The sequence below is a fragment of the Roseibium sp. QJM3NY_11 genome (assembly GCF_056173175.1).
Map to the genome: position 1 here is coordinate 3,748,852 of NZ_CM149660.1, position 24,123 is coordinate 3,772,974.

General features: G+C 61.8%; 19 protein-coding genes. 15 read left to right on the forward strand and 4 right to left on the reverse strand.

Annotation, left to right across the window (positions count from 1 at the left end; genetic code table 11):
* Positions 1-130 precede the first annotated feature (130 nt).
* The 8 genes from plsY to rpmG all read left to right on the forward strand — a co-directional run bounded on the left by plsY (position 131) and on the right by rpmG (position 9,233).
* The gene (gene plsY, locus AC0VX3_RS17230) at positions 131-796 is read left to right on the forward strand and encodes a glycerol-3-phosphate 1-O-acyltransferase PlsY (protein WP_475521545.1); all 666 of its coding nucleotides are present in this window, start codon (positions 131-133) and stop codon (positions 794-796) included.
* A complete protein-coding gene (gene dprA / locus AC0VX3_RS17235; protein ID WP_475521546.1) occupies positions 793-1,932 on the forward strand; it encodes a DNA-processing protein DprA in 1,140 nt (379 codons plus the stop codon). Before plsY ends, dprA begins: the two co-directional genes overlap by 4 nt.
* Positions 1,933-2,120: 188 nt before the next feature.
* Positions 2,121-4,811, forward strand: coding sequence for a type I DNA topoisomerase (gene topA, locus AC0VX3_RS17240; RefSeq protein WP_475521547.1), 2,691 nt, complete (start codon positions 2,121-2,123; stop codon positions 4,809-4,811).
* 62 nt (positions 4,812-4,873) lie between these two features.
* Entirely contained in the window at positions 4,874-7,126 is a 2,253-nt protein-coding gene (gene rnr, locus AC0VX3_RS17245) for a ribonuclease R (protein WP_475525197.1), read from the forward strand.
* The gene (locus AC0VX3_RS17250) at positions 7,123-7,596 is read left to right on the forward strand and encodes a DUF983 domain-containing protein (protein ID WP_475521548.1); all 474 of its coding nucleotides are present in this window, start codon (positions 7,123-7,125) and stop codon (positions 7,594-7,596) included. Before rnr ends, AC0VX3_RS17250 begins: the two co-directional genes overlap by 4 nt.
* The gene (locus AC0VX3_RS17255; RefSeq protein ID WP_475521549.1) at positions 7,593-8,339 is read left to right on the forward strand and encodes an NUDIX hydrolase; all 747 of its coding nucleotides are present in this window, start codon (positions 7,593-7,595) and stop codon (positions 8,337-8,339) included. Before AC0VX3_RS17250 ends, AC0VX3_RS17255 begins: the two co-directional genes overlap by 4 nt.
* Before the next feature lie 61 nt (positions 8,340-8,400).
* Positions 8,401-8,910, forward strand: a complete 510-nt coding sequence (locus AC0VX3_RS17260; RefSeq protein WP_475525198.1) for a P-loop nucleotide/nucleoside kinase family protein — start codon at positions 8,401-8,403, stop codon at positions 8,908-8,910.
* Between the two features lie 155 nt (positions 8,911-9,065).
* The gene (gene rpmG, locus AC0VX3_RS17265; protein WP_269582543.1) at positions 9,066-9,233 is read left to right on the forward strand and encodes a 50S ribosomal protein L33; all 168 of its coding nucleotides are present in this window, start codon (positions 9,066-9,068) and stop codon (positions 9,231-9,233) included.
* A gap of 580 nt (positions 9,234-9,813) precedes the next feature.
* On the opposite strand, the gene AC0VX3_RS17270 is transcribed toward rpmG, so the two are convergent.
* Positions 9,814-10,185, reverse strand: a complete 372-nt coding sequence (locus tag AC0VX3_RS17270) for a response regulator (protein ID WP_342894274.1) — start codon at positions 10,183-10,185, stop codon at positions 9,814-9,816.
* Between the two features lie 137 nt (positions 10,186-10,322).
* On the opposite strand from AC0VX3_RS17270, the gene AC0VX3_RS17275 reads away from it, so the two are divergent.
* From AC0VX3_RS17275 to AC0VX3_RS17285, 3 genes are read left to right on the forward strand one after another with little or no spacing between them, the layout of a single operon-like run.
* Positions 10,323-10,622: a DUF3572 domain-containing protein gene (locus AC0VX3_RS17275; protein WP_475521550.1), complete on the forward strand. Its 300-nt coding sequence runs from the start codon at positions 10,323-10,325 to the stop codon at positions 10,620-10,622.
* Positions 10,615-11,307, forward strand: coding sequence for a hypothetical protein (locus AC0VX3_RS17280; protein ID WP_475521551.1), 693 nt, complete (start codon positions 10,615-10,617; stop codon positions 11,305-11,307). The genes AC0VX3_RS17275 and AC0VX3_RS17280 overlap by 8 nt, the downstream gene beginning before the upstream one ends.
* 33 nt (positions 11,308-11,340) lie before the next feature.
* A complete protein-coding gene (locus AC0VX3_RS17285) occupies positions 11,341-12,639 on the forward strand; it encodes a DNA polymerase IV (protein ID WP_475521552.1) in 1,299 nt (432 codons plus the stop codon).
* A 43-nt stretch (positions 12,640-12,682) separates the two neighbouring features.
* Here the strand turns inward: AC0VX3_RS17285 and AC0VX3_RS17290 are convergent, their stop codons facing one another.
* The gene (locus tag AC0VX3_RS17290) at positions 12,683-13,561 is read right to left on the reverse strand and encodes a cell envelope integrity EipB family protein (protein WP_475521553.1); all 879 of its coding nucleotides are present in this window, start codon (positions 13,559-13,561) and stop codon (positions 12,683-12,685) included.
* A gap of 238 nt (positions 13,562-13,799) precedes the next feature.
* On the opposite strand from AC0VX3_RS17290, the gene AC0VX3_RS17295 reads away from it, so the two are divergent.
* The 3 genes from AC0VX3_RS17295 to AC0VX3_RS17305 all read left to right on the forward strand — a co-directional run bounded on the left by AC0VX3_RS17295 (position 13,800) and on the right by AC0VX3_RS17305 (position 16,548).
* A complete protein-coding gene (locus AC0VX3_RS17295) occupies positions 13,800-14,267 on the forward strand; it encodes a RidA family protein (protein WP_475521554.1) in 468 nt (155 codons plus the stop codon).
* A 55-nt stretch (positions 14,268-14,322) separates the two neighbouring features.
* On the forward strand, positions 14,323-15,093 hold the full coding sequence (locus AC0VX3_RS17300; RefSeq protein ID WP_475521555.1) for a glycerophosphodiester phosphodiesterase family protein: 771 nt from the start codon (positions 14,323-14,325) through the stop codon (positions 15,091-15,093).
* Positions 15,094-15,192: 99 nt separating this feature from the next.
* The gene (locus AC0VX3_RS17305; protein WP_475521556.1) at positions 15,193-16,548 is read left to right on the forward strand and encodes a GNAT family N-acetyltransferase; all 1,356 of its coding nucleotides are present in this window, start codon (positions 15,193-15,195) and stop codon (positions 16,546-16,548) included.
* A 120-nt stretch (positions 16,549-16,668) separates the two neighbouring features.
* Here the strand turns inward: AC0VX3_RS17305 and AC0VX3_RS17310 are convergent, their stop codons facing one another.
* Entirely contained in the window at positions 16,669-16,989 is a 321-nt protein-coding gene (locus AC0VX3_RS17310; protein ID WP_342894266.1) for an antibiotic biosynthesis monooxygenase family protein, read from the reverse strand.
* Positions 16,990-17,543: 554 nt separating this feature from the next.
* Here AC0VX3_RS17310 and AC0VX3_RS17315 point away from each other — a divergent pair.
* The gene (locus tag AC0VX3_RS17315) at positions 17,544-20,858 is read left to right on the forward strand and encodes an Ig-like domain-containing protein (RefSeq protein WP_475521557.1); all 3,315 of its coding nucleotides are present in this window, start codon (positions 17,544-17,546) and stop codon (positions 20,856-20,858) included.
* Positions 20,859-20,982: 124 nt separating this feature from the next.
* Here AC0VX3_RS17315 and AC0VX3_RS17320 read toward each other — a convergent pair whose 3' ends face one another.
* Positions 20,983-24,093: an efflux RND transporter permease subunit gene (locus AC0VX3_RS17320; protein ID WP_475521558.1), complete on the reverse strand. Its 3,111-nt coding sequence runs from the start codon at positions 24,091-24,093 to the stop codon at positions 20,983-20,985.
* Positions 24,094-24,123 lie beyond the last annotated feature (30 nt).

Sequence of the window (24,123 nt, forward strand, 5' to 3'; positions counted from 1 at the left end):
TTGATCCGGCGATCCATGCCGCTACAGTGCCACGAACAAGACAGGTGTTTCGGTCAAGGCCATGGCGTGGGTGCCGGGTCCGGGCTATGGAACGTCATTTGAAAATGCACTCACCGCGGGGAAATTTCGCGTGCCCGATCCGATCAGCTGGGAATTCGCCTGGCCCTACTATCTCGCCGCCCTCGCCTTCGGCTATCTGCTCGGATCGATTCCGTTCGGGCTGATTGTCACCCGCCTGGCCGGACTGGGTGACATCCGCCAGATCGGCTCCGGAAACATCGGCACAACCAACGTTCTGCGCACGGGCCGAAAATCGCTGGCAGCGGCCACCCTCGTCGGCGACGCGCTCAAGGGAACCCTGGCAGTCCTGATCGTCCGCCATTTCTACGGTCAGGAAATGGCTCTGATCGCGGGTCTGGGGGCTTTTCTCGGCCATCTCTTCCCGGTCTGGCTGAAATTCAGGGGTGGCAAGGGATTTGCCACGTTTCTCGGTGTTCTGCTCGGTGCGTACTGGCCGATGTTCTTGCTCACTGCCGGCATCTGGCTCGCCGTTGCCGTCACCTTTCGCTATTCTTCCCTTTCCGCCCTGATCGCGAGTCTTCTGACACCGGTTCTGCTCTATCTGGTCTTTGACCGGATCCAGATGGCGGAGATGTTCGTACTGATCTCGCTCCTGTTGTGGGCCAAACACCACGAGAATATCGGCCGTCTCTTGCGTGGCCAGGAAAGCAAGATCGGTTCGAAGTCCAAACCCGTTCCGGACGCTGCGGCCGCGTCCGACGACGGAGACACGTGAGCGGCCCGGCGACCCGTAAAACACACCGCCTCCAAGAGGCGGAACGGCTTGCATGGCTGCGACTAATACGCTCTGAAAATGTCGGCCCCGTCACTTTCGCGGAGCTTATCGCCCATGCGGGGACGGCGGACAGGGCGCTGGCGCTGCTTCCCGAGTTGTCCAGACGGGGCGGCGGCAAGAGCTACCGGCTCTGTCCGCGCGAGGATGCGGAAGCCGAACTGGAGGCGCATGCCCGTGTTGGCGCCCGCCTGGTCGCCCTTGGCGAACCCGACTATCCACCTCACCTGAAGCACATCGACGGGCCGCCGCCGCTGCTGTCCGTGAAGGGCGGCGACGTGACCGGCCGGGAGCGGATGCTTGCGGTCGTCGGCGCAAGGAACGCGTCCCTTTCCGGCCGGAAACTCGCGAGCCTGGTCGCGCGTGGCCTCGGCGCGGAGGGCTTTGCCATCGCGTCGGGTCTCGCCCGCGGCATCGACGCCGCGGCACATGAGGCCTCCATCGCCACAGGCACGGTCGCGGTCTTCGCAGGCGGCATAGACGTGCTCTACCCTCCCGAACACGACCGGCTTCTGGGTGCCCTTCTGGAAGCAGGCGGCGCGGTCATCAGTGAAATGCCGTTCGGCTGGAAACCACGCGGGCGGGATTTCCCCCGCCGCAACCGGCTGATTTCGGGCCTGTCTCTGGGCGTGATCATCATCGAGGCCGCCAAGGCGTCCGGCTCCCTGCACACGGCACGCTATGCCCTGGAACAGAACCGGGAGATCTTCGCGGTTCCCGGCTCACCGCTCGATCCCCGTTCTGAAGGCGCGAACGGGCTGATCCGTCAGGGCGCGACGCTGGTGACATCGACCGGCAACGTCCTTGAGAGCCTTGCAGGCCGCCTCGAACCAACGTTGCCACTCGCCCCCCGGGAAATGAGAGAGACCGCGTCCCCTCTCCCGCCGGTGCCGGCAGACCCGGACACCCGGCTCAGGGACCGGGTCCTTGCAGCACTCGGACCGACCCCGGTCGATCTTGACGAATTGATCCGTTTCGCGGACGGAGATGCCCGTTCCGTCCACATCCTGCTGCTCGAACTGGAACTTGCCGGGCGCATCGAGCGGCATCGGGGCAATAAAATCTCCGCGCTGATGTGAAATGTCGATTTGTCTTGAATCTCAGTGGATAACCCGTATGTGGAGCGGGCGGCTTGACCACAAAGAGTCAAAGGTCCATTTGACAGGCGGCGCATGATCCGTGATCGTCTGCGCCATCAGCCAAGCTGTTTCAGCACCTTCTCCACCGGACGGGGGTCTCCGTTTCCGGCAAAAAAATTTGGGTAAGAATGAACGTCGTCATTGTGGAATCGCCGGCGAAAGCCAAGACGATCAACAAATATCTCGGTCCCGACTACACGGTCCTTGCCTCCTACGGTCACGTGCGCGATCTGCCACCGAAGGACGGCTCCGTGAAGCCTGACGACGACTTCGCGATGAGCTGGCAGGTCGATTCGAAATCCCAAAAGCGTCTGAGCGAAATCGCCGATGCGGTCAAGGATGCCGACCGCCTCATTCTCGCGACCGACCCCGACCGCGAAGGCGAAGCGATTTCTTGGCATGTTCTCGAGGTTCTGCGCAAGAAGCGTGTCCTCAAGGACAAACGCGTTGAACGCGTTGTCTTCAATGCCATCACCAAGAAGGCAATCCTGGAGGCGATGGACAATCCGCGTGAACTCGACGTGCCGCTTGTCGATGCCTATCTCGCCCGCCGGGCACTCGATTATCTGGTCGGCTTTACTCTATCGCCCGTCCTGTGGCGCAAGCTTCCCGGCGCCCGGTCCGCTGGCCGCGTGCAATCGGTCTCGCTCAGGCTGATCTGCGACCGGGAAATGGAAATCGAGGTCTTCCGCCCGCAGGAATACTGGTCGATCCTCGCCAATATGAAAACGCCGGGCGGCGACATGTTTCAGGCCGGCGTTACCGGTTTCGACGGCAAGAAGATCGGCCGCCTCGACATCTCCAACGAGACGGACGCCACCGCGATCAGAACCATGCTGGAAAACGCCAGCTTCAAGGTCGACAGCGTGGCCTCCAAGCCGGCAAGGCGAAATCCGTCGGCGCCCTTCACCACCTCCACCCTGCAGCAGGAAGCCTCGCGCAAGCTCGGCTTTGCCGCATCGCGCACGATGCAGGTGGCGCAAAAACTCTACGAAGGCATTTCCATCGGCGGTGGAACGTCCGGTCTGATCACCTACATGCGTACCGACGGCGTGCAGATCGCCGGCGAGGCCATCGACGCCGCCCGGTCCGTGATCGGCGAGGATTTCGGCGGCAAATACGTTCCCGAAAAGCCCCGACTTTATTCCACCAAGGCAAAGAATGCCCAGGAAGCGCACGAAGCCATCCGCCCGACGGACCTGTCGCGCCGCCCCAAGGATGTCGCGAGCTTTCTCGACCCGGACCAGGCCAGACTCTATGAGCTGATCTGGAAGCGGACCATGGCTTCCCAGATGGAATCGGCCGTTCTGGAACGCACCACGATCGAGATTCTGGCAGATGGCTCCGGCAAGCGCGCCAACCTGCGCGCCAGCGGGTCCGTGGTTCGTTTCGACGGGTTTCTGGCGCTCTACCAGGAAAGCCGCGATGACGAGGAAGACGACAATGCCAAGCGTCTGCCTGTTGTCGACGAAGGCGCGGCCCTGACCGCGGCCTCGGTAGACGACAAATCCTCCGCCATTGAATCCAGCCAGCACTTCACCACGCCGCCGCCGCGCTACACCGAAGCGAGCCTGGTGAAGAAGATGGAAGAACTCGGCATCGGCCGGCCGTCGACCTATGCCTCCACGCTGCAGACCCTGCGCGACCGCGACTATGTCGAGCTCGAAAAGAAGCAGCTTGTGCCGTTGGACAAGGGTCGCATCGTGACGGCCTTCCTGGAAAGCTTCTTCCAGCGCTATGTGGAATTCGACTTCACCGCGAGTCTGGAAGAGCAGCTCGACAAGATTTCGGCCGGCGAACTTACGTGGACCGACGTGTTGCGGGATTTCTGGACCGGCTTTTCGGGCGCCGTCGACGAGATCAAGGACCTGCGGGTCTCCCAGGTGATCGACTCCCTCAACGAGCTGCTTGGTCCGCATATCTTCCCGCCCAAGGAAGATGGTTCCGATCCGAGAAAGTGCCCGTCATGCGAAGACGGCCAGCTGTCCCTGAAAGTCAGCCGCTGGGGCGCCTTCATCGGCTGCGTCAACTATCCCGAATGCGGCTATACCCGCCAGCTGGGCAAGCCGAATGGTGAAGGCGGCGAGGCGGATGAAGGCCCGAAGGTGCTGGGACAGGACCCGGAAACGGGGCTCGACGTTTCCCTTCGCAACGGACGCTTCGGTCCCTATGTGCAGCTTGGCGAGGAAGCCAAGCCGAAACGGTCCTCGCTGCCCAAGGGCTGGTCGGCGGCCGACCTGGATCTGGACAAGGCGCTGCAACTGCTTTCGCTGCCGCGCGAAGTCGGTCCGCATCCCGAAGACGGCAAGATGATCAGTGCGGGGATCGGACGCTACGGCCCCTTCGTTCTGCATGAAGGCACCTATGCGAACCTGTCCACACCGGACGAAGTCTTTTCCGTTGGCATCAACCGGGCGGTCGACGCGCTTGCGGAGAAACGCGCCAAAGGCGGCGGTCGCCGCGGCGCTGCGGCAACCCCGCTGAAGGAACTGGGCGAGCACCCGGACGGCGGCGGCCCCGTGAACGTGTATGACGGCCGCTACGGGCCTTATGTCAAACACGGCAAGATCAACGCCACGCTTCCCAAGGACAGCGACCCGAAGGCGATAACGCTCGAAAAGGCGCTAGAACTGATCGCGGAAAAAGCGGCCAAGAGCGGCAAGGGCAAGACCGCGGCCAAGAAGCCGGCGGCAAAGAAAACGGCCGCCAAGAAACCGGCCGCCAAAAAGACCGCGGCCAAGAAACCCGCAGCGAAGAAGACGGCCAAGACCGCTGTCGATGCATCGTCCGACGCAGTCCCCTGGGATGATAAATCTTGAACGTCAAACGGGCGAACCCGCGCAAGCATTCCACCCGCAAGCACGCCAAGGTTCCTGGCGAGATGCCGTCGCGCGAAGATATCATGGCCTTTGTCGCCGACAACCCGGGGCGCGCGGGCAAACGTGAGATCGCCCGCCATTTCGGCATCGTCGGCGGCGCGCGCATACACCTGAAAAAAATGCTCAAGGACCTCTCCGACGAGGGGTTTCTGGAGAAACGCAACAAGCGCATGATCCGGCCGGGCGACCTGCCACCGGTGTTCGTCGCCAATATTGTCGCAAGGGACCGGGACGGTGAACTGCTCGGTGTTCCCGTGGACTGGGATGAGGAAGCCGGCGAACCGCCGAAAATTCTCATACTGACCGGGAAAACCAAGACAACCCAGCCGGGCCTGGGCGACAGGGCCCTGATCCGGCTGAGCGACGTGGAAGCCGGTGGCGAAGCGGAGCACGCTGCACGGGTCATCAGGGTTCTGGAAAAACGTCAGGGCGCGATCCTGGGCATTCTGAGAACCCGTGACGGAAACCGGCCGCCCTATCTGGAGCCGATTGACAGAAAGCAGCGCGAGCTGGATGTCGATGCGACCGACCTGAAGGAAGCCGAAGACGGTGATCTGGTCAGTGTCCAGGTGTCCCGATCCGGCCGCTACGGACATCCGCGCGCCTCGGTCGTGGAACGCTTCGGCTCGTTGAAGTCGGAAAAGGCGGTCTCGGAAATCGCCCTGCAGTCCCATGGCATACGCCACGTCTTCCCGGCAAGCGTCGAGGCACAGGCGGAGGCGGCAAAACCGGTCGACAAGCTCGGCAAACGCGAAGACTGGCGGCAGATCCCGCTGATCACCATCGACCCGCCGGACGCCAAGGACCACGACGACGCGGTCTACGCGGAACCGGACGAGGACCCGCAGAACGACGGCGGCTACATTGCCTATGTCGCGATTGCGGATGTGGCGCATTATGTCACTCCGGGCTCGGCGATGGACCGGGAAGCCGCCTTGCGCGGCAATTCGGTCTATTTTCCGGACCGGGTGATCCCGATGCTGCCGGAACGCATTTCCAACCAGCTGTGTTCTCTCAGGGAAAAGGAAGACAAGCCGGCGCTTGCCGTCCGGATGGTGTTCGACAAGACCGGGCGCAAGACAGGGCACACCTTCCACCGGGTGCTGATGCGTTCGGCCGCCAAACTGTCCTACATTCAGGCCCAGAAGGCGATCGACGGCACCACGGACGACAAGACGGAAACGCTTCTGGAGGGCATCCTGAAGCCGCTCTGGGCCGCCTACGCTGTCCTCAAGAAAGGCCGCGATGCGCGCGAACCGCTTGAACTGGACCTGCCGGAACGCAAGATCAAGCTCAAGGAAGACGGCACGGTCGACAGCGTTTACGTTCCCGAACGGCTTGACGCGCACAAGCTCATCGAAGAATTCATGATCCAGGCCAACGTCGCCGCGGCCGAAACGCTGGAACGGAAGAAATCTCCCCTGCTCTACCGCGTCCACGATGCGTCGACGCCGGAAAAGCTGGAAAGCCTGAAGGATTTCCTGTCCACGATCAGCATGAAACTGCCGTCTTCCGGAGGGCTTCGGCCGTCGGTGTTCAACGGCATTCTGGCCAAGGTCAAGGACACGCCGCAGGCCAATCTCGTCAATGAAGTGGTTCTGCGCAGCCAGGCTCAGGCAGAATACGCGCCGCACAACATCGGCCATTTCGGCCTCAACCTGCGCCGCTATGCGCATTTCACCTCGCCGATCCGCCGGTACGCCGATCTCATCGTCCACCGGGGCCTGATTTCGGCCCTTGGACTTGGCAAGGACGGTCTGCCGGAAGGGATCGAAAGCCGGCTTGAAGCCATCGGGGCTGAAATATCCGCGGCCGAACGCCGCGCCATGCTGGCGGAACGCGATACGATCGATCGGCTGATTGCCCTCTGGATGAGCGAACATATCGGCGCGACGTTCCGCGGCAGGATCGCCGGAGTGGTGAAATCCGGCATGTTTGTGCGCCTGGAGGAGACCGGGGCGGACGGCTTCGTGCCCGCCTCGACCATCGGCGCCGACTATTACCGCTATGACGAAGGGTCGCACGCCCTGATAGGTGACAAAACCGGCGAGACCTACCAACTTGGTGACCAGGTGGAGGTCAGACTGGTGGAAGCCGCGCCATTCGCGGGCGCACTGACATTCGAACTGCTCAGTCCCGGACGCATTGCCGGCAAGCGTATCCGCAAAGCCGCGCCCAAGGCGCGGCGCGGGCCGCCGAAAGGCAACCGCAGCACGACCTCTCCAAAGAACAAGGGTCGAAGGAGAACCTCGTGACAATTCACTACGAAGTGCACGAACAATCGAGAGCGCCGGAAGCAGCGCCAAAGAAACTGCACCGCAAGGTCCTGCCCGCGGTTCTGCGCGGCATGTCCAACAAATGCATGCATTGCGGAGAAGGCGGCATCTTCGACGGATTTGTGAAGACCAGGCATGCCTGCGCGGTGTGCGGTGAGGAATTCCATCACCATCGCGCGGACGACGCCCCGCCCTATTTCACGATCACCATCGTCGGACACATCATCATCCCGGCGCTGCTGGCCGTCGAGGTCATGTGGCATCCGGCCTTGTGGATCCACATGTCGATCTGGTTTCCGCTCACGCTGGCCCTCAGTCTGGGCCTGATGCGGCCCATCAAGGGCGCCCTGGTCGGTCTGCAATGGGCTCTGTACATGCATGGGTTCGATCCGGATGCGGAGGAAGATCTGCCGCCACCGGTACCGATGCCGGCCGAAAGGGTTTCATGACCGGTTCGTTTGAACAGCGGCTGGCGAAAGACGAGAAGGCCGGCGACTTCCCCTATATCCGGCCCAAGGATGCCGCGACGCTGCTCATTCTGGATCGCGGCGACGACGGAAAGGTGCGCCTGCTGATGGGGCGGCGCCATATGCGGCACACGTTCATGCCCGGCAAGTTCGTGTTTCCGGGCGGCCGGGTCGACCCGGCCGACAGCCGGATCGCGAACGTCCTGCCCTATCACCCGGACGTGCAGGCCAGACTCTTCAAGGATCTCAAGAACGCCAGAACCGGGGCGCGCGTGCGCGCTCTGGCACTGGCAGCCATCCGCGAGACCTACGAAGAGGCCGGCCTCTTCATCGGTCGGAAAACAGCCACTGCGCCGCTGCATCTTGGGGCCGGCTTCGAGGCCTTCGCGGAACGCGGCATCCAGCCGGACCTCGGCGGGATGCGCATGATCGCCCGGGCGATCACGCCGCCCCAGCGTCCACGCCGCTTCGACACGCGTTTTCTGGCTGTCTGGGCCGATGCCGTCGCCGACCGGCTTCCCGGCGGCCACGGCCCCTCCGGAGAGCTGGAGGACTGCGCCTGGCTCACGCTCGAAGAGGCGCGCCGGAAAGAACTGCCGATGATCACCACAACGATACTCGCAGACCTGGAACAACGCCTGGAGGCGGATCCGGACCTGTCTCCGGCCACCAGCGTGCCCTATTATTTTTTCCGCAAAGGCGGCTTCGTCAAGGAACAAATCTGAGGCATCTGGGGCGCAGCGCAGACAGGCGGCAAACAAGGACGGTCCGGCCATTTCCCATCTGATTTCCTTTTCCGGGCTTCCTGGCGTCGGCAAGTCGACGATCGCAACAGCGCTTTGCCGACGCCTGCCCGCAATCCTGCTGCGGGTCGACGCCGTGGAAGCGGCGCTGAAGCGGAGCATGCTGCGGCTTGATGCGCCCGAGGACGCGGGATACCAGGCGATTGCCGCGATCGCCGCCGGCAATCTTGCGCTCGGACATTCCATCGTGGCCGATACCGTGAACCCGGTCGAGGCTTCCCGCCGGCTCTGGGCGGAAACGGCACGATCATGTGCCGCCACGCTCGTCAATGTCGAAGTCGTCTGCACGGACGCGGATCTTCATCGCAGCCGCGTGGAAGCCCGGACCGGTGATATCGCGGGCCTGACCCTGCCAACCTGGCAACAGGTCGTGGATCGGAACTATGAACCCTGGTCGGAGCCGCGTCTGCGACTGGACAGCGCTGCATTGAGCACGCAAGAGGCCGTCGATGCGATCCTCCGTCACATCTCCGTTCTGGACACGGACGGATAGATCCTTTCAAAAAGACGCGGCGGTTACGTCAGCGCTTGACTTTCGCGCTGCGATGAGTAGGTTTCGCGCTGATTTCAGACATTGGGGCAGATTCCTCGCCAGCCATCTGGCCACACGATCCTTTTGCCCGACAACAAAGAACAGGAACCACGGCCATGGCCAAGGCGACAACAATCAAGATCAAGCTGCTCTCCACGGCGGACACCGGTTTCTTCTATGTCACCAAGAAGAACTCCCGCACGATGACCGAGAAAATGGTCAAGAACAAATACGACCCGATTGCGAAAAAGCACGTCGAGTTCAAGGAAGCGAAGATCAAGTAAGATCCGCTTTCATCGCATTTCAAAAAAGCCCGCCGGCGACGGCGGGTTTTTTTATTGCGATACAGGTTGTTCGGCACAAGAATGCATCGCGCGCGTCGAGCGGCACGCACGCTTGTCCGGATGCCGCAAGGCTGCGGCATCCGGTCACGATGATGGTGAAAAATAGTGGTCGGCGGGAACACGGCATTCGAGGAGGCCACTCATCGGCCGGTTCCCAGCCGACCTACCCCACGGACCCAGGAGATGCGGCGGACCTGAGCACTCCGAGGGGAAACTGTCTTGCCCGATTGACGCGGAGTCAAATTTGACCTCGTCAATGAGGCGATCCGGAAAACTCCTGATCTGCGGTCACACTACCCTATTGCAACCTGAATGCAATATTTTCTGTGAAATATGCACAGCAACAATGCAGCTTTAGTAAAATCGTAACCTTAACAGGAAATCAGCACACCGAATCGGGCTGAAAATCGCGGAAAATTGAGCTGCGACCGGAGAGAAGTCCGGGAAAAACTTGGGCAGACCTTCGCTCGCGCGGGATGCAGGTGTCCACAACTCCGGTCAGGACCGGCCGGCCCGGCCGTCAAGCTTCGCCGAGATAGGCGCGGACGGTTTCCAGAAACTTGGCGACCGAAATCGGCTTGGAAATATAGGCTTCACAACCGCCCTGCCGAATACGTTCCTCGTCGCCCTTCATGGCGAAGGCCGTGACCGCGATCACCGGAATGGAGGCAATGTCCTCGTCTTCCTTGATCCACTTGGTCACTTCAAGGCCGGAGACCTCCGGCAACTGGATATCCATGAGGATCAGGTCGGGTTTGTGCTCACGCGCCAGGCTCAACGCCTCGATGCCGGTCCGGGTCTGCAGGGTGTTGTAGCCGTGTGCTTCGAGCAGATCATGAAACAACTTCATGTTCAGCTCGTTGTCTTCTACGATCAACACCGTTTTTGCCATTGATTTGGCCCTTCACCCGGCTCGTCGCCGTCCCCAATTAACTTGTCGCAGCGTTTTTTGTCCGCGGTAGAACCCATCCCCGGTCCGCATTAGGTTTCTTCTAACCCGGAATCGTTTCAGAAAGGCAAAAAAACACAATGAAAAATATGCAAGGAAAGTCATTGTCCGCTGAGGAAGCTGCAGGGATTGCCACGGAAGCACTTCTGCGCCTGAGCCGGGACCCGGAACAGATCGGCCGTTTCCTTGCCTTTTCGGGAATAGGACCGGAAATGATTCGACAAGCCGCGGCAGAACCGGGATTTCTTGCCGGAGTGCTTGAATTCTACATGACCGACGAGCCGCTTCTGCTTGCCCTGTGCGAGAATGCCGGCATCCGGCCCACCATGATCGCCGCCGCCCGCTATGCGCTTGCCGGCGGACTGGAAGACCATGCCTGAGCCGACACAGGTCCTTCCCGAGGTCCTGGGCCAGATCCGCGCTCTGCCGGTCTCCAGGCGGCCGCTCATCGTCTGCGATGTCGACGAGGTCGTTCTGCACCTGATCGCGCATCTGGAAGACTATCTGCACGCCAGGGACCTGATGTTCCTGAAGCACGAATACCGGCTGACCGGAAACATCGGCACACGGAATGAGCAGAGGGAACTGCCGGCGGCGGACGTCCGCCGGCACCTGCAGGTATTTTTTGACGAAATCTGTCCCCGGCAGGACCTGGTGCCGGGCGCAGATGAGGCTCTGCATGCGCTCGCGTGTGACTGGGACATCGTTCTATTGACCAACCTGCCCGGCGGACACAACAAGCCGGTCCGGGAAAAGCGACTGGCGGAGATGGGCATGACCTTTCCCGTGCTGACCAACTCCGGCCCCAAGGGCGGGGCCGTGGCAGCCCTGGCCGCCGGGCGCCCCGCGCCCGTCGTCTTCATCGACGACAGCCCGACAAACCATTCCTCCGTTCACGCGTCCCTGCCCTCCGCGATGCAGATCCAGTTCATCGCCGATGCCCGGTTCCGCGAGACCGTCGATCCGGCCGGGCACGTCAGCCTCGTGACCGGCGATTGGCAGGAGACGTTGGCCTTCATCGGCGGTATTGTTCCAGGCGCCCGGCGACCGGAGCCGGCCGATTGAGCCGCCGCGCATAGATCTGTCGAAGCCAGGACCGTGACACAAGACACACCGCCAAACCGTGCCCTTTGCCGAGATTGCGGCTTCCGGCCGCCGCCAACAGGCGCGCGCTGTCCCCGGTGCGGGGGGCCGCGCCTGGTCTCCCATGCGGAGCTGGACAGCCTGTCGATCGCCCATATCGATTGCGACGCGTTTTATGCCGCCATCGAGAAACGCGACAATCCCGCACTTCAGGACGTTCCGGTCATTGTCGGCGGCGGGCAGCGCGGCGTGGTGTCGACCTGCTGCTACATCGCACGGATCTACGGGGTTCGCTCCGCCATGCCCATGTTCAAGGCCCTCGAGGCCTGTCCGGAGGCCGTGGTCGTGAAGCCGGACATGGAGAAATATGTCCGCGTCGGAAAGCAGATCCGGGAGCGGATGGGCGCGCTGACCCCTCTGGTGGAGCCCCTGTCCATCGACGAGGCGTTTCTGGACCTGACGGGGACCGAACGCCTGCACCGGTCCAGCCCCGCCGAGACGCTTGCCAGGTTCCTGCGGGACCTGGAAGCCGACATCGGCATTTCCGCCTCCGTCGGTCTGGCGCCCAACAAGTTCCTGGCAAAGCTGGCGTCGGACCTGGAAAAGCCGCGCGGCTTTTCCGTCATCGGCGCGGCGGAGGCCCGGGAGGTTCTGGCCGCCATGCCGGTGGGCCGCATCTGGGGCGTCGGCAAGGTGTTTCAGAAAAAACTCGACGGGGACGGAATTCGCACGATCGGCCAGTTGCAGACGATGGAGGCAGCTGACCTCGCGCGCCGCTACGGGTCGATCGGCCTGCGCCTGGCGCAGCTGTCGAAGGGCGAGGACAGCCGCGACGTGAAACCGTCGCGCGGCGCCAAGAGCGTCTCCTCGGAAACGACATTCAGAACGGATATTTCCAGTTTCGAAACGCTGCGGCCGATCCTGCGCGACCTGTCTGAAAAAGTTTCGGCCAGATTGAAGAAGGCAGGGCTGTCGGGGCGCGGTGTCACGCTGAAGCTGAAGACGGCCGATTTCCGCTCCATCACCCGGGCCCGCCATCTGCAGGATCCGACCCAGCTCGCCGACAGGATCTATGCCTCGGGCGAAAGCCTGCTCGAAAACGAGGCCGACGGACGGCGCTTCCGCCTTATCGGGATTGGTGTCACCGATCTGGAATCGGCGGATCAGGCCGACCCGCAGGATCTGGTCGACCCGTCGGCGGAACGGCGCAAGAATGCCGAACTGGCGGTGGACCGCCTGAGAGACAAGTTCGGCAAGTCAGCAGTAGAACTCGGCCTCATCCATGCCGCCCGGACCGGCAAGGACTCCAAGTGAATGGACCCAGGCCGCTCCGGAAGGTGACGTCTCTACCGGCCTGTCACGGACGGGGGCACTCCGTTTCCTCGTACAGCTCGAGCGATGCCATCTGTCCCTGGATCGTGAAATCGCCGTAGTCCAGATTAAGCCTGCCGCTGATGCCGTTCTCGAAGAGCCTGAAGGAAAGCTGGTAGACCGGCATCAATTCGCCGGACGCATCGTCCTTGTCGGGATCGAAATAGGCGACCGTCACGGGCCAGTAGGCAAGACCGTCAAGCGACGCCACGCCTCCGGCGCTGTCCGCCGCAACATCGTTGCGGGCGTTCGTCCCAATCACCGTCGTTGTCGCATAGACCTTCTCGCCCGTTTCCGCGCCGTCGTAAATGTCGGCGGCGACGAAGTGAACCCCGTCATCGGCGGCCTTCATGATCGAGAGAAGATGCTCCGTCGGAAACAGCACGTCGCTGCCGATCCGGACCGACTTTTCGGACGGTTCCTTCAACTCGACTGTTATGCCCCCCTCGCCGGCACGCGCGGTCCCGCGGGTCGACTCGACCAGTTTCCGGTCGACAAAGGTCTTGGCCAGAAACTGATAGCTCTCCGCATTGGGTTCCTCGAACGAAGTCGTCTGCAGGTCGGTGATCTGGGAGCTGCCGTTCTTGTCCTGAAATTCGGTCACGAAACGGAAATTGACGCTGTAGCCCTCACAGGCATCGCCGGAAAAGTCATAGACCATGCGGCCTTTCAGCCCGGCTATGCCGGCCTGCTCCTCCGCGTCCGCCAGTTTCATGTCGTAGACGGCTCTGTGCGGGACCAGCTTGTGGCCTGCCGCCCCTCCTGCATTCGCCGCAAGCGCGTGTGTTCCCGGCGCCAGCGCGGCAAGTGCGATCAGGATGATCGTGCCGGCAGCCAGAGGCACCGTATTCGGAACGATTTGCATGAAAAACCCTCTTCTTCATCCTGACGGTCCACGCCAGGGAACCGGCCCACACATTATCCGGCAAAAGGTGCACGGCGCCACAGGGAATGCGCATCCCTGTACATAATCAGATCCGGCCGGTCTCACAACAGGCTTGCGCCATCCGGTCGGACGGGCTCGAGGCGCTCGATTTTTACCTTGTCAGCCTCGCCGAATTACGCCAAGACACGGGGAAGGTTACGAGATCCGGAGAAGGCCAATGACCAGTTCCATCGAAGCGCGACTGAAAGAACTGGGGATTACGCTGCCCGAAGCGGCCGCGCCGGCCGCGAACTACGTTCCTTTCGTCCAGACCGGCAATCAGCTGTTCATATCAGGCCAGTTGCCGATGGCTGACGGCGCGATCCAGGTGACGGGAAAACTGGGGGATGACCTCACCGTGGAAGACGGCAAACGGGCTGCGAAACTGTGTGCCGTCAACCTGCTCGCCCAGGCGAAGGCCGCCACCAGGGATCTGGACAGGATTGTCCGCCTGGTGAAAATCGTCGGCTTCGTCAATTCCACCGGCGCCTTCGCCGATCAGCCCCAGGTGATCAACGGTGCTTCGGATTTCCTCGTCGACGCCATGGGCGACAAGGGCCGGCACGCCCGGTCCGCCGTCGGCGCCGCCTCGCTGCCGTTCGGTGCCGCCGTCGAAATCGAAGCCATCTTCGAGATTGCGCCCTGATCTCCCTGCGCGGTGCCTTTCCCGAGGGGCCGCCCTTGCGACCAGAACATCTGTCATGACCCCTGATCTTGAAGCCGTTTTTGCCCGCCCGATCGCCCATCGCGGCTATCACAACACCGACGACGGTATTATCGAAAACACCCCCTCCGCAATCCAGCAGGCGGTCGACAGGAATTTTTCCATCGAAGTCGACGTCCAGGAGACGGCGGATGGCGAAGCGCTGGTGTTCCACGACTACACGCTGGACCGGCTCACCGAAGGCACCGGCAGGGTCATCGAACGGCAGGCTTGCGATCTGCTCGGCACGCACATGAAAACCGGAACCGACAGGCTCTGGCTGCTCAGGGACCTGTTCGACCTCGTCGATGGCAAGGTGCCGCTCGTCATCGAGATCAAGTCGCTCCTGCGGCGCGATGCGCAGGGCGCCTTTGTCCGGCACGTCGCCGATCAGGTCGCGGACTACAAAGGCCCGGCCTGTATCAAGTCCTTCGATCCGGACATGCTGTCGATCGCCAGGGCCCACCGGCCCCACGTCCTGCGCGGGATTGTCGCCGACGGGGCCGAACCCGGGCCCGAGTACGCGCGTTTCAGCCGGGTGGACCGGTTCATCCTGCGTCACATCCTGCACGCGCCGCGCACCCGGCCGCATTTCATCTCCTACGGCGTCCGGGACCTGCCCAGGGCCGGCCCCAGTTTTCTGCGCTCCGTCTTCAAGGTGCCGCTGATGTGCTGGACGGTGCGCACGCGCGAACAGCGGGAAACGGCGCGGCGTCATGCGGACCAGATCGTGTTCGAGGGGTTCGACCCCGACCGGGTACCGCTCTGAAGACCGGCCTGTCGGGTAGAATTCCGATCCGGGCTCTTGCACCGCAACAAAGCCGCGCTACATCTTTGCAATGGTTTCAATCTGTGGTTTTTCCAAGGCATGAGTTCATCCCGATCCGAGGACGGCACGACCCCACCCGGCATCCCTGCGGCCCCTGGTTCGTCGAAAGCTTCAGAGACCCGGGAGCCGCCCGAGGCTGTCACCCTGCGGATCTTGTCGGCGCTCGGGGATGTCCCCTCGGCGGCCTGGGACAATGTGGCCAATCCGGGCTGGATCCTGTCGGGCCGGGGCGCCCTTCACAGGTCGCCGGACTGTCACCTGGACCAGGAGTTGAGCCGGGCACTTGGCGCCGATTTCGACCCGGAGGGGGCGGATGCGGACTTCAATCCGTTCCTGTCGCACGCTTTTCTGGAGGCCCTCGAGGCAGCTGGATGCGCTTGCGCCGAAACCGGCTGGTTGCCGCGGCACATGGTCCTTGAAGACACCTCGGGAGAGATCCTCGGTGCCGTGCCGGCCTACCTGAAAAGCCATTCCCAGGGTGAATATGTGTTCGATCACGGCTGGGCCGACGCCTTTCACCGGGCGGGCGGCGACTATTACCCGAAGCTGCAGATCTCAGTGCCGTTCACACCGGCGACGGGACGGCGGTTCCTGACCGGCCCCGGCATCAACCGCGAGGCCGGGTTGCAGGCGCTTGCCGCCGGCCTGGTTCAGGTCTGCCAGCGCACCGGCGCCTCCTCCGTCCATGCGACCTTCCTGACAAAACCGGAATGGGACACCCTGGGCGAGCTGGGGTATCTGCAGCGCACCGACCAGCAGTTCCACTGGGAAAACCAGGGCTATGACAGTTTCGAGGATTTTCTGGCGGATCTGGCCTCGCGCAAGCGCAAGGCCATCCGCAAGGAGCGCAGGGAAGCACTCAGCGCCGACGGTATCGAGGTCGAATGGATCACCGGCGCCGACCTTACCGAGGCGCATTGGGATGCATTTTACACGTTCTACGTGGACACCGGCAGCCGCAAATGGGGCCGCCCCTACCTGAACCGGAAGTTTTTCTCGCTGATCAACGAGCGGCTGGCGGAGCGCACGCTGCTCGTGCTGGCAAAACGGCATGGCCGCTATATCGCCGGCGCTCTCAACTTCATCGGCTCACAGACCCTGTTCGGGCGCAACTGGGGCTGCACCGAACATCACCCGTTCCTGCATTTCGAGCTCTGCTATTATCAGGCGATCGATTTCGCCATCGCCCATGGCCTCAAACGTGTTGAGGCGGGCGCGCAAGGAGCGCACAAGCTCGCGCGCGGCTACCTTCCCGCGACCACCTACTCCGCCCACTGGATCGCCCACGAGGGTCTGCACGACGCGGTTGCCGATTTCCTGGAACATGAGCGGCGCGCGGTGGAACGCGAAAACGCGGCACTTGCGGATCATGCGCCGTTTCGGAAAGGCGATTGAGGCACGCCGCTTCTGCCCGCTGTCAGTTCGTCAGGCGTTCCGTCGAACACGGATCGGGTGCGCGGCCGGTCCTGAACCGGTCACCGGGGTCCCGCCGATGCCGCCACCAGGTCCGATGACCTATTCGAAACTCTCGGCGACATCATACATCACCGGTTCGAAGCTCTTGCAGAGCGCACTGATGCTCCGGTTGCGGTCCCGCATTTCCGGCGTGCGCAGCATGGCGAGAAAGTCCTCGCGCCGCCGCCACTGGGAATAGTTGGCGATGCGCGTCTGCGCGTCGTTGACATGCAGCCCCGCGCCGATGAAGCCGGGCTGATGCCGGATGAAATTCTCGTAGGCGTCCTTCAACTCGTCCAGAAGATCGTAGCAGGTGCCGGGGGTCATCTCGAAGGTGGTGATGACGGTCTGGCAATCGCGATCGCTCGAAATCTCGGGCATGTCTCTCCTCCCTTGCCGGTCCCCCGGAGGCTGGCACGTTTCGGAGGGAGCGGCAACATTGGCGGGATCACGGATTACGACACCGACCGATATGTCTTGCCATGCCGAAGGTGGCCGCCACTTGTTGTCAGTCTCGATGAGATCAGCGTTGCACGGATACCGGACTGGCACTCGAGGCGGCTGCCGATGCGCCCCTGATACCTCTACGGAAGTTTTTTCACTCTTCGCTATCGTTGTCACGACCCATCAGAAAATTGCACCAACAGCCCGCCATAGATATAAATTCACAATAATAATCCGACATACTTTTCTAAAAATCTCGATTATTATTGTATAAAATTTTTTTCATGACTCTTATCTAGATAAAATACTATCAATTTTACAATTATTATTAATAATAATTTTGATTATTCTCTATGAGAACATTCATGTAAAACTAAATAATTTTTCCACAAATATTTCAGGTTGCAGATACTGCCTATCCGAGCTCTGATCTCTCACACTTTTATTGATACGTCTTGCTTTCGCTACGAGACGCAATTGGAGATAGATCCTTGTCAAACACCGCCCCTGTTTCCCAGCCCGTTTCAGGCGACACCACTGAAGACGCAGGCATTCTCTTGTTGGCCGTCTTCTCCGACGCGGACGTTTCCGACAGCCACACCTTCAGCATCGATACGACCGGCACCCTTGGTACCGTCACGAACAACAACGACGGCTCCTTCGCCTACGATCCGAACGGCCAGTTCGAACACCTGGCTGCCGGAGAAACCGCAACCGATACCTTCTCCTACACCGTCGATGACGGAAACGGCGGCACTGCGACCGAAACCGTCACCGTCACGATAACAGGCCAGAACGACGCTCCGGTCGCCCTGGCCGTGGCCGCCTCTGCGTCGGAAGATGGGCCTTTCGTCACAGCCACCGCCGACTTCTCCGATCTGGACGCTTCCGACAGCCACACCTTCAGCATCGACACGACCGGCACCCTTGGAACCGTCACGAACAACAACGACGGCTCCTTCTCCTACGATCCGAACGGCCAGTTCGAGTATCTGGCCGTTGGCGAGACCGCGACCGATACCTTCTCCTACACCGTCGATGACGGAAACGGCGGCACCGCGACCGAAACCGTCACCGTCACGATAACAGGCCAGAACGACGCTCCGGTCGCCCTGGCCGTGACGGCTGTTGCCCAGGAAGACGGTCCGGCCATCACCGTCACCGCCGACTTCTCCGATCTGGACGCTTCCGACAGCCACACCTTCAGCATCGATACGACCGGCACTCTCGGTACCGTCACGAACAACAACGACGGCACCTTCTCCTACGATCCGAACGGCCAGTTCGAGTATCTGGCCGTTGGCGAGACCGCGACCGATGCCTTTTCCTACACCGTCGATGACGGCAACGGTGGCACCGCGACCGAAACCGTCACCATCACGGTCACCGGCCAGAACGACGCTCCGGTCGCCCTGGCCGTGACGGCTGTTGCCCAGGAAGACGGTCCGGCCATCACCGTCACCGCCGACTTCTCCGATCTGGACGCTTCCGACAGCCACACCTTCAGCATCGATACGACCGGCACTCTCGGTACCGTCACGAACAACAACGACGGCTCCTTCTCCTACGATCCGAACGGCCAGTTCGAACACCTGGCTGCCGGAGAAACCGCGACCGATGCCTTCACCTACACCGTCGATGACGGAAACGGCGGCACCGCGATCGAAACCGTCACCGTCACGATAACAGGCCAGAACGACGCTCCGGTCGCCCTGGCCGTGACAGCTGTTGCCCAGGAAGACGGTCCGGGTATCATCGTCACCGCCGACTTCTCCGATCTGGACGCTTCCGACAGCCACACCTTCAGCATCGACACGACCGGCACTCTCGGTACCGTCACGAACAACAACGACGGCACCTTCTCCTACGATCCGAACGGCCAGTTCGAACACCTGGCTGCCGGAGAAACCGCGACCGATGCCTTCACCTACACCGTCGATGACGGAAACGGCGGCACCGCGATCGAAACCGTCACCGTCACGATAACAGGCCAGAACGACGCTCCGGTCGCCCTGGCCGTGACAGCTGTTGCCCAGGAAGACGGTCCGGGTATCATCGTCACCGCCGACTTCTCCGATCTGGACGCTTCCGACAGCCACACCTTCAGCATCGACACGACCGGCACTCTTGGAACCGTCACGAACAACAACGACGGCTCCTTCTCCTACGATCCGAACGGCCAGTTCGAGACTCTGAACCCAGGTGAAACTGCGACGGACACCTTCACCTATACGGTGGATGACGGACACGGTGGCACCGCGACCGAGACGGTGACGGTCACTGTCGAAGGACAAGTCGAACCAACGAAGCTGATTTCTTCCGATGGCATCAAAAACGATTTTTTTGGCTCGTATGTCGCCATGAACGATCTGGGCGTCGTGGTCGCCGGCGCGTGGGGAGACGACGATCACGGCTCGTCATCCGGAAGTGTTTACGTCTATGTGCCCAATTCCGCAGGTGGCTACACCCAGACCAAACTGTCACCGGGAGAACTGGAGGCCGCTGACTGGTTTGCCTACAATGTTGCAGTCAGCAACACCGGGGTCATCGCAGCCGCCGCGCCGCGCGACGACGACGAAGCCGTCGATGCCGGGGCTGTCTATGTGTTCACGCCGGACGGAAACGGTGGGTACTCCGAGGCAAAGCTCACAATCACCAACGGAACCCTGGATGACAGAAGCGGGGTCGGCGTCTCGGTCAATGACAGCGGGGTCGTTGCTGTCAGCAGAATGAACAAGGGCGTGTATGTATTCACACCCGATGGCTCCGGCGACTACACGGAACATCTGCTTCTCCCTTCCGACGGCAGTGGAAGCAGTCAGTTCGGATACTCCGTCAGTATCAACAATGCAGGCGCCGTTTACGCAGGAGCCTACCTGAAAGACGGATCCGGAACTGCTTACATCTACACGCCCGATGGCACTGGCGGCTACACGGAGACGAAGATCAGCCCCTCCGATGGACTGGCGGGCGACAACTTCGGCTTCAGCGGCATGGTGAACGCCTCCGGCACTCTCGTGGTCGGAGCCTATGGCCAGGATGGAGCCGGAGCTGAAGCGGGTGCCATCTATATCTATGAGCCCGACGGCTCCGGCGGCTATCTCGAAACAAAGATCGTCGCGTCCGACGCGGCCGACAATGACTTTTTCGGGTTCCGTGTCGCCATCAACGACAGTGGCGTCGTCGTTGCCGGTGCTCGCGACGACTACAACGGCGGACTGAAGACCGGGTCGGCTTACGTATATGTGCCAGATGGGTCCGGCGGCTACACGGAATTCAAGCTGACCGCACCCGACATGGCAGCAGGAGACAGGTTCGGGAACTCGGTCGATGTCAACTCGGACGGTGTTGTCACGGTCGGTGCGACCTATGGCGATGGCAACGTGACCAATACCGGGGCCGTCTACACTTTCGTCCCGGACGAAAACGGCAACTATGCCGGACCGGACGGAACCGTCTATGCGCCGACAGGCGCCGCAGCTCTGAAACTCACGGGTACCGACACAAACGACATTTTGAACAGTTCTGCCGGTGACGATCTGCTTACAGGTGGTGCCGGCGACGACACGTTTGTCTTTGCGGCCGGCGAAACCGGCAACGATTCCATTACCGATTTCGCGGCTGGCCTGGGGTCTGAAGACGTTGTTCAGTTCGAGACAACGGTCTTTGCCGACTTCGCAAGCCTGCTTGCGGCAGCCGCTGATGACGGGACGCACACCGTGATCACGATTGACGCGAACACGTCGATCGAGCTTCAGAATGTCCTTGTTGCAGACCTGCATCAGGACGACTTCAGCTTCGTCTGACGGGAACCGGGAGAGAGCCGCCTGCCCTCTCCCGTTTGACGATCTCGATCCCGCCTGCCCACCCTGTCCGTTGTCTTCGCACCGGACTTGGGGGCAGGTTTCCTCAAGGGCCGGGTCCTGATTGTCAGGTCGGCGCCGTTTCCAGAGGCGTCGACATGGTGTCGTCCTCGCCCTTTGCGCTGTTTTTCTTCGGTGGGCGAACCCGGAAGAACAGCGCGTAGAGGACGGGTGCCGCGATCAGGGTCAGCACCGTGGCAAAAGCCAGGCCGCCCATGATGGTCACGGCCATGCCGCGGAAGAAGGCGTCCGACAGGAGCGGCGCCATGCCGAGGATCGTGGTGATCGCCGCCAACATCACCGGGCGCATGCGCGACACGCTGGCCTCGACTATGGCGGCGTATTTTTCACGGCCCTCGCCGATCAGCAGATCGATCTCTTCCAGAAGCACGATGGCGTTCTTGATCAACATGCCCGACAGCGACAGGATCCCGAGCAGCGACATGAAGCCGAAAGGCGTGTCGGTCACCAGAAGCGCGATGGCGACACCGTTGATCGACATGGGTACCATCAGCCAGATGATCAGCGGCTGGCGGACCGATCCGAACAGCAGGATCGATATGATCAGCATCACCAGGAAACCGAGTGGCAACTGGGCACCAAGCGATGCCTGGGCCTTGTTCGTGCTCTCGTACTCTCCGCCCCATTCCAGCGAATACCCCGCCGGCAGCGCGATGGCCTCGATCTGGGGCCGCACCCTGGCCAGAGCGGCGGACGCGGTTTCCCCGGCCGTCGTCTCCGCTCTCACGGACAAGGTGCGCACACGGTCCCGGCGGTGGATCAGGGTATCCTGCGGCTCCATGACGAATTCCTCGACCACCTGGTCGATCGGCACATAGCGGCGCTGACTGGTGCTCCAGATCAGGGAGTCGGACAGGCTCTCGTTGACGGAGAGACCATTCTGGCCAGCCTTGCGGGCAACGATCGGAATGCTCTCGTCCACGTCCCTGTAGGAGCCGACGCGAACCCCTTCCGTCGCGATCTGCAACGCCAGGGAGAGTTCCTCGCGGGTGACGCCGGACATGCGTGCCCTGTCCTCGTCGAAGATCGGACGCACGACCAGTTCCCGCTGGCGCCAGTCCGTGCGGACATCCGCCAGCTTGTTGTCGGGCATCGCGAAGGTCGCCTGGGCCTCGTTGCCGAGACGCTTGAGAACGTTCGCGTCCGGGCCGGAGAACCGGGCCTCGATCTTGGCGCCGGTCCCCGGTCCGAACACCAGCCGCTTGGTGATCACCTGAGCAGACGGAAAACGGTCGGCGAAGGCACGCCGCAGATCAAGCGCCAGGGTGTCGATGGCATCGCGGCTGCCGGTGCGGATGATCATGTGACCATAGGACGGATTGGCGTCCTCGGGCGCATAGGTGAGCATGAACCGCGAGGCTCCGCCACCGGCGAAACTGGTGACGGTCTCCACCCTGTCATCTCCCAGGACGATCCGTTCCATCTCTTTCAGATCCGCTTCCGTCGCGCGGATATCGGTTCCCTGGGGCGCCCAGTAGTTGACATAGAAGATCGGCGTGTTGCTGTCGGGGAAGAAGGCCTGCTTGACATTGCCGAAGGCGACGAAACAGACGGCCGTGACGCCGACAAGAACGACCACCGTCAACAGACGCACGTGCAGGGAGCCGACCAGAAAGCTCCGGTAGATCCTGTAGAGAATGCCCTTGTAGGGATCATGGTCGTCCAGGTCGCCGGTGGCCGTCTTGAAAAAATAACTTCCGAACAGCGGCGTCACCGTGACGGCGAAGACCCAGGACAGAAGCAGCGAGATACCGATCACCGCGAACAGGGAGAACAGGAATTCGCCGGTGGCATCCGGCGACAGGCCGATGCCGGAAAAGGCCATGATGCCGATGACGGTGGCGCCGAGCAGCGGCCACATGGTCTGGCCGACCACCTTGCTGGCGGCATCGATCGCTTTCTGGCCGCGCTGCATGTTGATCATCATGCCCTCGGCGACGACGATGGCGTTGTCCACCAGCATGCCCATGGCGATGATCAGCGCGCCCAGTGAAATCCGCTCCATTTCAATGGCGAAGATACGCATGAACAGAACCGTCGCCATCACGGTCAGTAGAAGCACCGTGCCGACGACGATCGAGGCGCGCCACCCCATGAACAGGGCCAGCACCGCGATCACGATGACGACCGATGCCGCGAGGTTGAGGATGAAACCGTTGACGCTTTCGTCGACCACCACGTTCTGCTCGTAAATCGGGTGGACTTCCATGCCCACCGGAAGCTGCGCCTCGATCTCCGCCAGCTTCTCGACGACCCGGTCTCCGACATCGACGATATTGGTGCCGTCCACCTGCGAAACACCAATGGTGACCGCTTCCTGGCCTTCATGCCGGATGAGCCTGCCCGGCTTCTCGGGCTCGCCCAGTTCAAGTGTTGCAACGTCGGAGAGCCGGATCATGGCGGTCGAACCGGCTCGTCCGATGACCAGATCCTCGATGCCGCGATAATCGTCGAACGCCGAAGCGGTCATGAGCCGGATCCGTTTCTGTCCGGAAACGGCGGAGCCGTTGGTCTGAATGCGGTTTTCCGCGTCCAGCACACCGACGATATCGGAGAAGGAAATACCGAGACCGACCATCTTGTCCTGATCGACATTCAGGTAGATGACATCTTCCGGTTCTCCGGAAATCTCGACCTTGCCGACACCTGACACCGTCAGCAGTTCCCGCCGGATCCGCTTGACCGTGTCGCGGATATCGCGGTTGGTGTAGCCATCCGCCGTGAAGGCATAAAACAGGCCGTAGACGTCTCCGAAGGCATCATAGACGAGCGGTGTTCCCGCTCCCGACGGCAGATTGCGGACCTCGTCGCTGACCTTGCGGCGCAATTCGTCCCAGACCTGGGGCAGCTCGGCGCCGTCATATGTGGGCTTGATCTCCACACTGATGCGCGACAGGCCAGGTTCGGACACGGACTTGATCAGATCCAGTTGCGGCATCTGCTGGATCGCCGTTTCCAGGTTTTCAGTGATCTCGTTTTCAACTTCCGCGGCGGTCGCGCCCGGATAGGTGGTGATCACCTGGGCCTGCTTGATAGTGAACCCGGGGTCTTCGAGCCTGCCGACGGTCGACAGGCCCCACAGGCCGCCGAGCAGCGCCATGAGGACGATCATCCAGGTGTTGACAGGTTTCTTGATGGAATAACGTGCAATATCCAAGGCTTCTGATCCTCTTGCCTTCCCGGATCG

Excerpts from the sequence above, each read along its gene's own strand:
- topA (WP_475521547.1), top strand. The coding sequence starts at position 2,121 with ATGAACGTCGTCATTGTGGAATCGCCGGCGAAAGCCAAGACGATCAAC.
- rnr (WP_475525197.1), top strand. The coding sequence starts at position 4,874 with ATGCCGTCGCGCGAAGATATCATGGCCTTTGTCGCCGACAACCCGGGG.
- AC0VX3_RS17255 (WP_475521549.1), top strand. The coding sequence starts at position 7,593 with ATGACCGGTTCGTTTGAACAGCGGCTGGCGAAAGACGAGAAGGCCGGC.
- rpmG (WP_269582543.1), top strand. The coding sequence starts at position 9,066 with ATGGCCAAGGCGACAACAATCAAGATCAAGCTGCTCTCCACGGCGGAC.
- AC0VX3_RS17270 (WP_342894274.1), bottom strand. The coding sequence starts at position 10,185 with ATGGCAAAAACGGTGTTGATCGTAGAAGACAACGAGCTGAACATGAAG.
- AC0VX3_RS17275 (WP_475521550.1), top strand. The coding sequence starts at position 10,323 with ATGAAAAATATGCAAGGAAAGTCATTGTCCGCTGAGGAAGCTGCAGGG.
- AC0VX3_RS17280 (WP_475521551.1), top strand. The coding sequence starts at position 10,615 with ATGCCTGAGCCGACACAGGTCCTTCCCGAGGTCCTGGGCCAGATCCGC.
- AC0VX3_RS17290 (WP_475521553.1), bottom strand. The coding sequence starts at position 13,561 with ATGCAAATCGTTCCGAATACGGTGCCTCTGGCTGCCGGCACGATCATC.
- AC0VX3_RS17295 (WP_475521554.1), top strand. The coding sequence starts at position 13,800 with ATGACCAGTTCCATCGAAGCGCGACTGAAAGAACTGGGGATTACGCTG.
- AC0VX3_RS17300 (WP_475521555.1), top strand. The coding sequence starts at position 14,323 with ATGACCCCTGATCTTGAAGCCGTTTTTGCCCGCCCGATCGCCCATCGC.
- AC0VX3_RS17305 (WP_475521556.1), top strand. The coding sequence starts at position 15,193 with ATGAGTTCATCCCGATCCGAGGACGGCACGACCCCACCCGGCATCCCT.
- AC0VX3_RS17310 (WP_342894266.1), bottom strand. The coding sequence starts at position 16,989 with ATGCCCGAGATTTCGAGCGATCGCGATTGCCAGACCGTCATCACCACC.